Annotated in this window: 12 protein-coding genes; 10 read left to right on the top strand and 2 right to left on the bottom strand. The window is 61.8% G+C overall.

Annotated features, from left to right (window positions below):
• Positions 1 to 232: 232 nt before the first annotated feature.
• Together RYH74_RS25475 and RYH74_RS25470 are read right to left on the bottom strand one after the other, a co-directional pair.
• Positions 233 to 1,453, bottom strand: a complete 1,221-nt coding sequence (locus tag RYH74_RS25475; RefSeq protein ID WP_286100819.1) for a CaiB/BaiF CoA transferase family protein — start codon at positions 1,451 to 1,453, stop codon at positions 233 to 235.
• Positions 1,454 to 1,467: 14 nt separating this feature from the next.
• A complete protein-coding gene (locus RYH74_RS25470) occupies positions 1,468 to 2,649 on the bottom strand; it encodes an acyl-CoA dehydrogenase (RefSeq protein ID WP_003252907.1) in 1,182 nt (393 codons plus the stop codon).
• 161 nt (positions 2,650 to 2,810) lie between these two features.
• Between RYH74_RS25470 and RYH74_RS25465 the strand changes: the two genes are divergently transcribed.
• The 10 genes from RYH74_RS25465 to RYH74_RS25420 all read left to right on the top strand — a co-directional run bounded on the left by RYH74_RS25465 (position 2,811) and on the right by RYH74_RS25420 (position 12,683).
• Positions 2,811 to 3,710, top strand: coding sequence for a LysR family transcriptional regulator (locus RYH74_RS25465; RefSeq protein ID WP_054572517.1), 900 nt, complete (start codon positions 2,811 to 2,813; stop codon positions 3,708 to 3,710).
• Positions 3,711 to 4,147: 437 nt separating this feature from the next.
• Positions 4,148 to 5,269, top strand: coding sequence for a Re/Si-specific NAD(P)(+) transhydrogenase subunit alpha (locus RYH74_RS25460; RefSeq protein WP_286100818.1), 1,122 nt, complete (start codon positions 4,148 to 4,150; stop codon positions 5,267 to 5,269).
• Between the two features lie 11 nt (positions 5,270 to 5,280).
• Positions 5,281 to 5,595, top strand: a complete 315-nt coding sequence (locus tag RYH74_RS25455; RefSeq protein WP_003256966.1) for an NAD(P) transhydrogenase subunit alpha — start codon at positions 5,281 to 5,283, stop codon at positions 5,593 to 5,595.
• A gap of 2 nt (positions 5,596 to 5,597) precedes the next feature.
• Positions 5,598 to 7,034: an NAD(P)(+) transhydrogenase (Re/Si-specific) subunit beta gene (locus RYH74_RS25450; protein WP_286100817.1), complete on the top strand. Its 1,437-nt coding sequence runs from the start codon at positions 5,598 to 5,600 to the stop codon at positions 7,032 to 7,034.
• A 186-nt stretch (positions 7,035 to 7,220) separates the two neighbouring features.
• Positions 7,221 to 8,714 (top strand): acetyl-CoA hydrolase/transferase family protein, encoded by a 1,494-nt coding sequence (locus tag RYH74_RS25445; RefSeq protein ID WP_317410521.1) that lies wholly within the window; start codon positions 7,221 to 7,223, stop codon positions 8,712 to 8,714.
• A 437-nt stretch (positions 8,715 to 9,151) separates the two neighbouring features.
• The gene (locus RYH74_RS25440) at positions 9,152 to 9,367 is read left to right on the top strand and encodes a DUF1127 domain-containing protein (protein ID WP_003256968.1); all 216 of its coding nucleotides are present in this window, start codon (positions 9,152 to 9,154) and stop codon (positions 9,365 to 9,367) included.
• Positions 9,368 to 9,674: 307 nt separating this feature from the next.
• Positions 9,675 to 9,992, top strand: a complete 318-nt coding sequence (locus RYH74_RS25435) for a DUF2388 domain-containing protein (RefSeq protein WP_025337247.1) — start codon at positions 9,675 to 9,677, stop codon at positions 9,990 to 9,992.
• A gap of 88 nt (positions 9,993 to 10,080) precedes the next feature.
• Complete coding sequence (locus RYH74_RS25430; protein ID WP_025337246.1) at positions 10,081 to 10,374, top strand: DUF2388 domain-containing protein; 294 nt, start codon at positions 10,081 to 10,083, stop codon at positions 10,372 to 10,374.
• Positions 10,375 to 10,410: 36 nt separating this feature from the next.
• Positions 10,411 to 10,731: a DUF2388 domain-containing protein gene (locus RYH74_RS25425; protein WP_317410519.1), complete on the top strand. Its 321-nt coding sequence runs from the start codon at positions 10,411 to 10,413 to the stop codon at positions 10,729 to 10,731.
• Positions 10,728 to 12,683, top strand: coding sequence for a DUF4105 domain-containing protein (locus RYH74_RS25420; protein ID WP_025337245.1), 1,956 nt, complete (start codon positions 10,728 to 10,730; stop codon positions 12,681 to 12,683). Before RYH74_RS25425 ends, RYH74_RS25420 begins: the two co-directional genes overlap by 4 nt.
• The last annotated feature ends 3 nt before the right edge of the window (positions 12,684 to 12,686 follow it).

Here is a 12,686-nt window from a genome sequence, read left to right as displayed (position 1 = left end):
CCATCATCTCAACCGCTGCCGATCATTCGATCGAAGCACTCCTGATACTACCTGAATCGCCTAACTAATTGATTTACAACAAGTTTTGCGATTCGACTACGTCAGAAGTGGGGCGCATTATAAGGGGATTCGAAACCGCGTCAACCCTTAATTTCAAGAAACTTTGATATCGCTGAAAAGCAAAGCGGGGAGGCCTGACGGCCTCCCCGCTTTTCACCAAGACCAAACGCCCTTAAAGCACACCGGTACTGCGCAGCCGCTGCACTTCACCGGCATCCAGCCCCAATACATCCTCCAGCACAACCTCGGTATGCTCACCCAGCAACGGCGGCGCCCGACGGTACTCCACCGGCGTCTCCGACAACCGTATCGGGCTCGCCACCTGCGGCACACTCCCCGCCAACGGATGCGGAATGCTCACCGCCAATCCGCGCGCCAGCACCTGCGGGTCCTGGAACATCTGCGCAAGGTCATTGATAGGCCCGCACGGCACCCCTGCAGCCTCCAGTTGGCTCACCCACTCCGCTGTGGTCTTGAACACCGTGGCCTGGCGAATCAGAGGAATCAGCTCGGCCCGGTTGGCAACCCGCAGCTTGTTGGTAACGAAACGCGGGTCGTCCGCCCACTGCGGCTGCCCGGCCACCTCGGCGAACTTGCGGAACTGGCTATCGTTGCCCACGGTAAGGATGAAGTCGCCATCCGCCGTCGGAAAATCCTGATAAGGCACGATATTGGGGTGCGCATTACCAAGGCGACGAGGTGGGTTGCCCGTGGTCAGGTAGTTCATCGCCTGGTTCGCCAGGCAGGCCACCTGCACATCGAGCAACGCCATGTCGATATGCTGGCCCACCCCGGTCTGCTCGCGATGGGCGAGGGCAGCGAGGATCGCAACCGTGGAATACAACCCGGTAAGGATGTCGGTCAGCGCCACCCCTACCTTGACCGGCCCCGCACCTTCTTCACCTTCCGGGCGGCCGGTCAGGCTCATCAGCCCGCCCAACCCCTGGATCATGAAGTCATAACCCGCGCGCCTGGCATAAGGCCCGGTCTGGCCGAACCCGGTGATGGAGCAATAGATAAGCCGCGGGTTGATCGCCTTCAGGCTCTGGTAGTCCAGGCCATAGGCAGCCAACCCACCAACCTTGAAGTTTTCGATGACGATATCGGACTTCGCCGCCAACTCACGCACCAGGCGCTGCCCCTCGGCCTGTGTGAAGTCGATGGTAACCGAGCGCTTGTTGCGGTTGGCCGACAGGTAATAGGCCGCCTCACTGGTGTTCTCACCCTCGGGATCCTTGAGGAAGGGCGGCCCCCACGAGCGGGTATCGTCACCACTGCCAGGGCGCTCGACCTTGATCACATCGGCACCAAGGTCAGCGAGAATCTGGCCAGACCATGGGCCGGCCAACACGCGAGAAAGGTCCAGCACCCGCAGATGTGATAGCGCGCCCATGGGCTGGCTCCTTATCAATAGAAGGCCTGGATGCCGGTCTGCGCACGCCCCAGGATCAGTGCATGCACATCGTGAGTACCTTCATAGGTGTTGACCACCTCCAGGTTGACCAGGTGACGAGCCACGCCGAACTCATCGGAAATGCCATTGCCACCCAGCATGTCACGCGCCATGCGGGCAATATCCAGCGCCTTGCCACAGGAGTTGCGCTTCATGATCGACGTGATCTCCACTGCAGCCGTGCCTTCGTCCTTCATCCGCCCCAGGCGCAGGCAGCCCTGTAGCGCCAGGGTGATTTCGGTCTGCATGTCGGCCAGCTTCTTCTGGATCAGCTGGTTGGCAGCCAACGGGCGACCGAATTGCTGACGGTCCAGGGTGTACTGACGCGCGGTGTGCCAGCAGGCTTCCGCAGCGCCCAGCGCACCCCACGAGATGCCATAGCGGGCGGAGTTCAGGCAGGTGAACGGGCCTTTGAGGCCGCGTACATCCGGGAAGATGTTCTCCTCCGGCACGAACACGTTGTCCATGACGATTTCGCCAGTGATCGAGGCGCGCAGGCCAACCTTGCCGTGAATCGCCGGCGCACTGAGACCTTGCCAACCCTTTTCCAGAACAAAGCCGCGGATATCACCCGCATCGTCCTTGGCCCAGACCACGAATACATCGGCGATAGGGCTGTTGGTGATCCACATCTTGCTGCCGGTCAGGCGGTAGCCGCCGTCGACCTTCCGGGCACGCGTGATCATCGAACCCGGGTCGGAACCATGGTTGGGCTCGGTCAGGCCGAAGCAACCGATCCACTCGCCGCTGGCCAGCTTGGGCAAGTACTTCTGCTTTTGTGCCTCGGTACCGAACTCGTTGATTGGCACCATCACCAGCGACGACTGCACGCTCATCATCGAGCGGTAACCCGAGTCGATGCGCTCTACCTCGCGAGCAATCAGGCCATAGCACACGTAGTTCAGGCCACTGCCACCGTATTGCTCGGGAATGGTGGCGCCCAGCAACCCGACCTCACCCATTTCACGGAAGATTGCCGGGTCGGTCTGTTCATGACGGAAGGCCTCGAGCACACGCGGGGCCAGCTTGTCCTGGGCGAACTGATAAGCGCTGTCACGCACCATGCGCTCTTCTTCAGTGAGCTGCTGATCAAGCAGCAGCGGGTCGATCCAGTTGAAGCTTGCTTTACCGGCCATGAGCGAAATCCTCGAAATAGGGGGCAGTTTCTTGTGCCTTTGAGCCTAGGCCTGATCGGCCGCCGGGACAAACGAGGATTGCGCACCAATTAGTGATAATTTGTCACTTCGTAAATCGGCAAAACACCATATTTACAGCCTTACGAGTGAGGTTGACGTACATGCGCCGCAAGATCCCCAGTACCGCCGCCCTGGTTTGCTTCGAGGCGGCGGCGCGCAACGAAAGCTTTACCAAGGCCGCCCAGGAACTCGCCCTGACCCAGGGTGCCGTCTGTCGGCAGATAGGCGGCCTGGAAGCCTTCCTCAATGTGGAACTGTTCCGCCGCTCGCGCCGCGGCGTGAAGCTGACCGAAGCCGGCCTTTCCTACAGCCGCCAGGTGGCCGCCCAACTGGACGCGGTTGAGCGCGACACCTTGTCTGTAATGCGCCAGCAGGGCGCCAACGTGATCGAGCTGGCCGTGGTGCCCACCTTCGGCACCCAATGGCTGCTACCGCGGCTCAAGGACTTCCAGCAGCGCCACCCGGAGGTCACGGTCAACCTCACCAACCGCACCCGGCCATTCCTGTTTGCCGATACCACCTTCGATGCCGCTATCTACTTCGGCGATGCTGACTGGTCCGGCACCCAGTCGCACCGGCTGATGGGGGAAAACCCGGTACCGGTGTGCAGCCCGGCGCTGCTGGGCGGGCAGGGCACACTCGACGCGCAGCGTATTGCCCAACTGCCACTGCTGCAGCAGAGCACGCGTCCCTATGCCTGGCGGCAATGGTTCGGCAGTGTCGGCATGAATGTGGAACGCGACATGACAGGCCCGCGCTATGAACTATTCTCGATGCTCGCCCAGGCGGCCATGCATGAGATGGGCATCGCGCTGATTCCGCCGTTCCTGATCCAGCGGGAGTTGGAGGAGGGTAGGTTGGTGGTCGCTAACAGGCATGCCCTGAGTAGTGACAAGGCCTACTATCTGATGATTCCGGAGCGCAAGGTGGAGTCGGCTTCGCTGCGCGCCTTCCGTGACTGGCTGGTAAGCCAGGCCCAGGCGTACACGGCCAAGACGTGAGCAAGCGCGATAAATTGACTCGGTAGTCAATTATTTTGAACACCTACAGATATATGTATTTGTCGCATCTACATAAACTGTTATGCAGGGTGCAAAAATCCGCTTTAACCCTGCTTACGGCGCGGCTTAGCGGGTTATTTTGCGACATTCACCAAGCCGTAAGCGAATTGATCGCAAAATTTTTGTTTTTTTCTCCTAATCTGCCAATAGCCTATGTTTGACGGGCTGCAGCCTGACCGTTGCGACATACGGTCACAGGGTGACTTGTAGTTTTGACTTCGTTTCGCTCCAGAACCGGTTGAAGGCCTCTGGCTTCGTCTGCAAAATGCTTCGCCCGCCCGGGATTCGGCGGGTCGGCGCTCCACAGCCGCCCCAGCGCACCATCCGAAGTGCGCTGGCTTTTAAAAAGACAAAAGGTCACCGCAGGAGAAATAGTCGTGCACATTGGTGTTCCTCTCGAGACGCAGACCGGTGAGACAAGGGTCGCTGCCACCCCGGAAACCATCAAGAAACTGATTGGCCAGGGCCATCAGGTCACCGTCCAACGGGGGGCAGGGCTCAATGCCAGCATTCCGGACAGTGCCTATGAGGCCGTGGGTGCTTCCCTGGGGAGTGCAGCCGATGCCTACGGCGCCCAATTGGTGCTCAAAGTGGTCGCCCCCAACGACCAGGAACTGGCCCTGATCAACAGTGGCAGCCTCCTGGTGGGCATGCTCAACCCCTTCAACAGCGAGCTGATCGGCAAGATGGCCGAGCGCGGCATTACCGCGTTCGCCCTGGAAGCCGCGCCGCGCACCTCGCGGGCGCAGAGCCTGGACGTGCTGTCGTCGCAGGCCAACATCGCCGGTTACAAGGCGGTGTTGCTGGCTGCCCATCACTACCCACGCTTCATGCCCATGCTCATGACCGCCGCCGGTACCGTCAAGGCCGCGCGCGTGCTGATCCTGGGCGCGGGCGTTGCCGGCCTGCAGGCCATTGCCACGGCCAAGCGCCTGGGCGCAGTGATCGAGGCATCCGACGTACGCCCGGCCGTGAAGGAGCAGATCGAGTCGCTGGGCGCCAAGTTCATCGACGTACCCTACGAAACCGATGAAGAGCGCGAGTGCGCCGAAGGTGTCGGCGGTTATGCCCGGCCGATGCCGGCCAGCTGGATGCAACGCCAGGCCCAGGCCGTGCACGAGCGCGCCAAGCAGGCGGATATCGTCATTACCACTGCGCTGATCCCGGGGCGCAAGGCGCCGACCCTGCTCAGCGCCGAAACCGTCGCGCAGATGAAACCCGGCTCGGTGGTCATCGACCTCGCAGCAGCCCAAGGCGGCAACTGCCCACTGACCGTCGCCGACCAGGTGGTAAAGGAGAACGGCGTGATCATCGTCGGCCCGACCAACCTGCCTGCCCAGGTGGGCGCCGATGCCTCGGCACTGTATGCACGCAACCTGCTGGACTTCATGAAGCTGCTGTTCGACAAGGACGGCGCGCTGGTCATCAACCTCGAAGACGACATCGTCGCGGCCTGCCTGATGTGCCGTGATGGTCAGGTCGTCCGCAAGAACGGCTAAGGAGCACGACAATGGAAGACATGCTGATTTCCCATGGCATCTACAACCTGATCATCTTCGTGCTGGCCATCTATGTGGGCTACCACGTGGTGTGGAACGTCACCCCGGCACTGCACACGCCGCTGATGGCCGTGACCAACGCCATCTCCGCGATCGTCATCGTCGGCGCCATGCTGGCCGCCGCCCTGACGGTGACCCCGGCCGGCAAGCTGATGGGCACCCTGGCGGTGGCCCTGGCCGCGGTCAACGTGTTCGGTGGCTTCCTGGTCACCCGTCGCATGCTTGAGATGTTCAAGAAAAAAACCAAGAACGAGGCGCAGAAGTAAGCATGAGCATGAATCTGGTAACGCTCCTCTACCTCATCGCCTCGGTGTGCTTCATCCAGGCGCTCAAGGGCCTGTCGCACCCGACTACCTCGCGGCGCGGCAACCTGTTCGGCATGATCGGCATGGGTATCGCCATCGTCACTACGGTCGGCCTCATTTATAAGCTCGGGGCCGAGCTTGCCACCGCTGGCATCGGCTACGTCCTCGTTGGCTTGCTGGTCGGCGGCACCGCCGGTTCGATCATGGCCAAGCGCGTCGAGATGACCAAGATGCCGGAACTGGTCGCCTTCATGCACAGCATGATCGGCCTGGCAGCGGTGTTCATCGCCATCGCCGCGGTGCTGGAACCGCAATCGATGGGCATCGTTGCCGCCATGAGCGACCCGATCCCCACCGGCAATCGTCTGGAACTGTTCCTAGGCGCAGCCATCGGTGCCATTACCTTCTCCGGCTCGGTGATCGCCTTCGGCAAGCTGTCGGGCAAGTACAAGTTCCGCCTGTTCCAGGGCGCACCGGTACAGTTCGCCGGCCAGCACAAGCTGAACCTGATCCTCGGCCTGACCACCATTGCCCTGGGCCTGCTGTTCACCTTCACTGGCCACTACAGTGCCTTCACCCTGATGCTGGTCTTGGCCTTCATCATGGGCGTGCTGATCATTATTCCGATCGGGGGCGCCGACATGCCGGTGGTGGTGTCGATGCTCAACAGCTATTCGGGCTGGGCAGCGGCCGGTATCGGCTTCTCGCTGAACAACTCGATGCTGATCATTGCAGGGTCCCTGGTCGGCTCGTCCGGTGCCATCCTCTCGTACATCATGTGCAAGGCGATGAACCGTTCGTTCTTCAACGTCATCCTCGGTGGCTTCGGTGGTGATACCGATGCCGGCGCGGCGCAAGGCTCCAAAGAGCAGCGCCCGGTGAAGTCCGGCTCTGCCGACGATGCTACCTTCCTGCTCAGCAACGCCGACAGCGTGATCATCGTCCCGGGTTACGGCCTGGCGGTGGCTCGCGCCCAGCACGCGCTGAAGGAGCTGACCGAGAAGCTCAGCCACAACGGCGTGACCGTGAAGTACGCGATCCACCCGGTGGCAGGCCGTATGCCCGGGCACATGAACGTGTTGTTGGCCGAGGCCGAAGTACCGTACGACCAGGTATTCGAGATGGAAGACATCAACGCCGAATTCGGCCAGGCCGATGTGGTGCTGGTGCTGGGCGCCAACGACGTGGTCAACCCAGCGGCGAAGAACGATCCCAAGTCGCCGATCGCCGGCATGCCAATCCTCGAAGCGTTCAAGGCCAAGACCATCATCGTCAACAAGCGCTCCATGGCCAGCGGCTATGCCGGCCTGGACAACGAACTGTTCTACCTCGACAAGACCATGATGGTGTTCGGCGACGCCAAGAAGGTCATCGAAGACATGGTCAAGGCGGTGGAGTGACAACGGCCGCTGCAAACCAGCTGATATAAAGGAAGCCCCGGTCAGAATCTGCCGGGGCTTTTCTTTTATTGATCCGGATCAACGGCTCTATTCCAAGGCTTCTCATACGACCATGGTCGTGGGACGGCAAGGGGCGAAGTCTCTAGACTGCGCTGCAGTAGTTTCAGTAGCCCGAGATAACAATCCATGTACCGTGATCGTATCCGCTTGTCCTCCCTGCACAGCAAGGTAATGAGTGCGGCTGATGCCGCTGGTCTGATCGAGGACGGCATGACCGTCGGCATGAGCGGTTTCACCCGCGCCGGCGAAGCCAAGGCCGTACCACATGCACTGGCCGAACGTGCCAAGCAGTCGCCACTGAAAATCAGCCTGATGACCGGCGCCAGCCTGGGCAACGACCTGGACAAGCAACTGACCGAGGCCGGCGTGCTGGCTCGCCGCATGCCGTTCCAGGTCGACAGCACCCTGCGCAAGGCCATCAACGACGGCCAGGTGATGTTCATCGACCAGCACCTGTCGGAAACCGTCGAGCAGCTGCGCAACCAACAGCTGAAGCTGCCGGACATCGCGGTCATCGAAGCCGTGGCCATCACCGAGCAGGGCCACATCGTGCCAACCACCTCGGTGGGCAACTCGGCCAGCTTCGCGATCTTCGCCAAGCAGGTAATTGTCGAGATCAACCTCTCGCACAACACCAACCTCGAAGGCCTGCACGACATCTATATCCCGACCTACCGCCCGACCCGCACGCCAATCCCGCTGGTCAAGGTCGACGACCGTATCGGCAGCACCGCCATCCCGATCGACCCGGCCAAGATCGTCGGCATCGTCATCAGCGACCAGCCGGACTCGCCGTCCACCGTATTGCCGCCGGATGACGAAACCCAGGGCATCGCCGACCACCTGATCAACTTCCTCAAGAAAGAAGTCGAAGCTGGCCGCATGACCAACAAGCTTGGCCCGCTGCAGGCCGGTATCGGCAGCATCGCCAACGCAGTGATGTGCGGCCTGATCGAGTCGCCGTTCGAAGACCTGACCATGTACTCCGAAGTACTGCAGGATTCCACCTTCGACCTGATCGACGCCGGCAAGCTGAGCTTCGCCTCGGGCAGCTCGATCACCTTGTCGACCCGCCGCAACGCCGATGTGTTCGGCAACCTGGAGCGTTACAAGAACAAGCTGGTTCTGCGCCCGCAAGAAATTTCCAACCACCCGGAAGTGGTCCGTCGCCTGGGCATCATCGGTATCAATACCGCGCTGGAGTTCGACATCTACGGCAACGTCAACTCCACCCATGTCTGCGGCACCAAGATGATGAACGGCATCGGCGGCTCGGGTGACTTCGCCCGTAACGCCCACCTGGCCGTGTTCGTCACCAAGTCGATTGCCAAGGGTGGCGCGATTTCCAGCGTGGTGCCGATGGTCAGCCATGTCGACCATACCGAGCACGACGTTGACATTTTGGTCACCGAGCAAGGCCTGGCCGACCTGCGTGGCCTGGCGCCACGTGAGCGCGCCCGGGCGATCATCGACAACTGTGTGCACCCGGACTACCGCGCAGCGCTGAACGACTACTTCGATCGCGCCTGCCAGCGTGGCGGCCACACCCCGCACATCCTGCGCGAAGCCCTGAGCTGGCACGAGAACCTGGAAGAAACCGGGCGCATGCTGGCTAGCTGATACAGATGTGGTACGGAACGGCGGCCCTGCTTCCGCTGTTCCGGCCTATTCGCGGGCTTGCCCGCTCCCACAGGTCATGTGCAACCCTCAAGGGCAGCACTTTACCTTGTAGGAGCGGGCAAGCCCGCGAAGGGGTCATAACAGTCAAACCCTTTCATCGATACACTCCCGCCGCAATCTGCAACAGAATCTGTACTACTGTACTGGTGTTTTTGCGCCTTCCCGGATGAGAAATCCTCTTCATCAAATCAAAGTGCACCAAATAAGTGCACACCAGTACAGTTACGCCAGTTTCGAGTGCAACAGTAGGGTTACACAGTTAACTGGACCATCGTCTTTCAACCGAACTGTATCTACTGTTATGGACGACAGAGGAGGATCATTGGCATCAGTTAAATCACTACCTAATCCCGCCATAAGCGGAAGGATGAAACATCATGGAACGTACCCTCAGTTCCGGTCTGGTTTTTGAAAGCAACGCCCAACAATCCAACGCTTCGCTGCCTCTGCGCGCTCTGTCCACCTTGCTGCTGTGGCAGCGCCGCATGGCCAGCCGCCGTCAACTGGCTCGCCTGGACGCCCGCCTGCTGGCCGACGCCGGTATCAGCGAGTCGCAGCGTTACGAAGAGCTGAGCAAGCCTTTCTGGCGCTAAGCTCCGGCTTGCCGGCTTCGGCCGGCACCGCGAATTCCCGAAACCCGTTGCAGGTGACTGCGACGGGTTTTTTGTTTGCAGGCGGCATGCCAGAGCCTTTTGCAGGCGGACCTGTACAGTTTGTAAAATCATAAAACAAACCAGAACAGTTTATTGGTGCGCTGTTCATTAACATCCAGAAACACCGGCGCGTGATACGCTTGGCGTGACAGTCTGGTAGAACGCACTGTTGAAAAAGTACCGCGACGAGCTGTGCGAGCGTCCGATAAAGCAGAACCACCCGACCCTAGTCCAGGAGTCCACGATCATGTCCCGTAAATACCTGATTGGCGCCGCCCTGATGCTGAGCCTGGCCGGCACCGCAAACGCCACCAGCTTCGTTGTCACCACCGATGCCGTCGTTGGCGCAGTGGCCGCGTCCACCGATGCCACTTCCGATATTTCCTCCTCGTTCCGTGACGACAAGATCGTCCAGGCCGCCCGAGACGACGCCGCCAGCTTCGTTGGCAGCCAGGGCGACATCCGCGGCGCCAAGCTGGAAAGCGCTTTCCTGCACATCCGCTCGCAGATGCCAGCCCTGCAGGCCAGCGACGCGCAACTGGCCCAGGCCATCCTGGCGCTCTGACCCCGGCTGAGCCGTTCAGCTGTGCTGGTCACCACCAGCACAGCCGTACTCACCATTGCCGCCCACGTTTCCAGCTGTTGTAGAGCCCATGCGTTATCTGTTGCCGTTGCTGTTCTCCGTTGTTGGCATGGCCAGTGCCCATGCCATGGATACCACTACGCAAAGCCTGGTCATCACCGGCTATGTCACCAGCCAGGTCACCACCGCACCGTTCGACCGCAAGCTGGTCCGCCAGGCCCAGGATGATGCCGCTGCCTTCGTCGCCAGCGACGGCCAGATCCGCGGTGCGCGGCTGGAGGCAGCACTGGAATCACTACGCCACAATTGCGCACGGCATACCGTCGGCGATCTGGAACTGGCGCAGGCAATTCTCGTCCAATAATTACATCTGACTCCCTGTATTTTTCGGAGATGCTCCATGCGTAAACCGCTGATTGCCGCTACCCTCGGCATGCTGCTGCTGGCCGACCTGGCCCAGGCACAGACCCTGGTGGCCACCAGCAATATCATCGTGCGAGCCTTTGGCCGTTCGATCGATTTCACCTCTGACACCACCACCTCGATCCGCGATTCCAAGGTGGTGCGCGAAGCCCATGACGACGCCGCCAGCTTTGTCGCCAGCAACGGTGACATCCGCGGCGCCCAGCTCGAGGCCGCCTTCAACACCCTGCGCGAGCGCGTGCCGCAAGCGCGCGACGCCAGCGACCGGGTACTGGCTGAAGCCATCCTCGCGCTGTGAACCGCGTGCGCGCCTGGCTGCTCGGCTGCGCCCTGACGCTGCTCGGCACGCCCGCCCTGGCCGACCTGCAGCTCGAGCTGCAGGCGTCCGGCCTTGACTCGCAGCAGGCCCAAGCCACTCAGGCTCTGCTCGACGAAGCCATGGGCAAGCTGCCCCCTCGCTTCAAGCAACAGCTGAATCGCCGGGTGCGGGTCAGCTGGAGCGACAACATGCAGGCCGACGCCTATGGCCAGGCATCGCTGGTATCTACCCTCGAACTCAATCGCCGCCTGCTGCCCAGCCTCACCGATGGCAGTGCTGCCACCGAGCGCACCAACCGCCCGCATGGCACGGTGCGAGAAGAACTGCTGGCCACCGTGCTGCACGAACTCACCCATATCTACGACCGCGCCCGGCTGTGGCCCAGCGCCGAGAACGCGCTGATCGCCCGTTGCAAGCGTCAGCAAGGTACGTTGGGCAAGGTCGGCCTGCCCGAAGCATGCCGTGGCCAGGCCGAGCGCCGCTTCACCCTCAGCGACGACCCGCGCCTGCTCGACCTGGCCGGCTGGCAGCAGTACGTGGGCCGACGCGGCGAGCGCGAGCAGCACAACGGGCAGTTCGTGCGCAGCCCCGACAGCTATGAACTGAGCAGCCCCAAGGAGTACATCGCGGTCAACATGGAGTACTTCCTCCTCGACCCGAGCTACGGCTGCCGCCGTCCGGCGCTGAACCAGTACCTGCGCGAACACTTCGGCTGGGCACCGCAGCAGGACAGCTGCGCCAAGGGCCTGCCGTTCATCAATGCCGGCAGCGACTTCGCCCGCCAGCCGCTGGGCGAAATCGACCCCGAGCGGGTCTATGAGGTGGACTACCTGCTGGCCGAAGCCAACCAGAACCTGGTCAGCCGCTGGGGCCACAGCATGCTGCGCCTGGTGATCTGCAAGCCGGGCCGCCCACGCGGGCCGGACTGCCGCCTGGACCTCGACCAGAGCCTGGTGCTGTCGTACCGCGCCTTCGTCAACGATGTGCAGCTTTCCAGCTGGGACGGCCTGGTCGGTGCCTACCCCTCGCGCCTGTTCGTGCTGCCGCTGGGCCAGGTGATCGACGAGTACACCAAGACCGAACTGCGCAGCCTGGCCTCGGTGCCCTTGCGGCTCGACCGCGACGAGATCGAGAACCTGGTGCGTCAGGCCGCCGAAATGCACTGGAGCTACGATGGCAACTACTGGTTCCTGTCCAACAACTGCGCAGTAGAGTCGTTGAAGCTGCTGCGCAGCGGCACCGCCAACCCACGCCTGAACGACCTCGACAGCATCATGCCCAACGGCTTGCTGGCTGTGCTCAAGGGCAGGGGGCTCGCCGACACCAGCGTGCTCGACGACCCCCGCGAGGCGCTGCGCCTGGGTTATCGCTTCGACTCCTACCGCGACCGTTACCAGGCCATGTTCGAGGTGTTGAAGAAGCAGTTGCCAATCAAGCAGGACAAGGTCGAGGACTGGCTGGCCCTGGACGCCGAGCAACGGCGGGGCTGGTTCGCCCAGGCCGACCTGCGCACCAGCGCCGCCTTGCTGCTGCTTGAACAGGCCAGCTTGCGCCGGCAACTGCTGCTGGCCCAAGACGAGGTCAAGCAGCGCTACCTTAACGCCGCCGCGCTGAACGATGGCAGCGTCAGCAAGGCCGATGCGACCCTCAGGCAGATGCTTGCCAACAGTGGCTTCCTCAGCCGCCCGGCAGAATTGCTCGATAGCAAGGGCTACGGGCTGCCGCAGCCGCAGGAGCGCAAGCACCTGGAGCAAGTCAGCAGCGAGCGGCAAGCGCAATTGCTGCGCTTGAGCACAAGCCTGGACAAAGAGGTGAGGGCGCTGCTGGAGCCGTCGCGGGCCAGGGAGATTGCGGCGGTGGAAGCCAACGTGAAGCAGGTGGGCGAGCATCTGCGGGCATTGCACAAGGCTGCAGGTGGCCTGCAGTTGTAAGTA

Origin of the sequence: Pseudomonas sp. LSJ-87, assembly GCF_032971465.1 — a bacterium.
Classification (GTDB): domain Bacteria; phylum Pseudomonadota; class Gammaproteobacteria; order Pseudomonadales; family Pseudomonadaceae; genus Aquipseudomonas; species Aquipseudomonas putida_Z.
The sequence above is the reverse complement of the archived record's forward strand: the minus strand, read 5'-3'. Positions and strand labels throughout refer to the sequence as shown.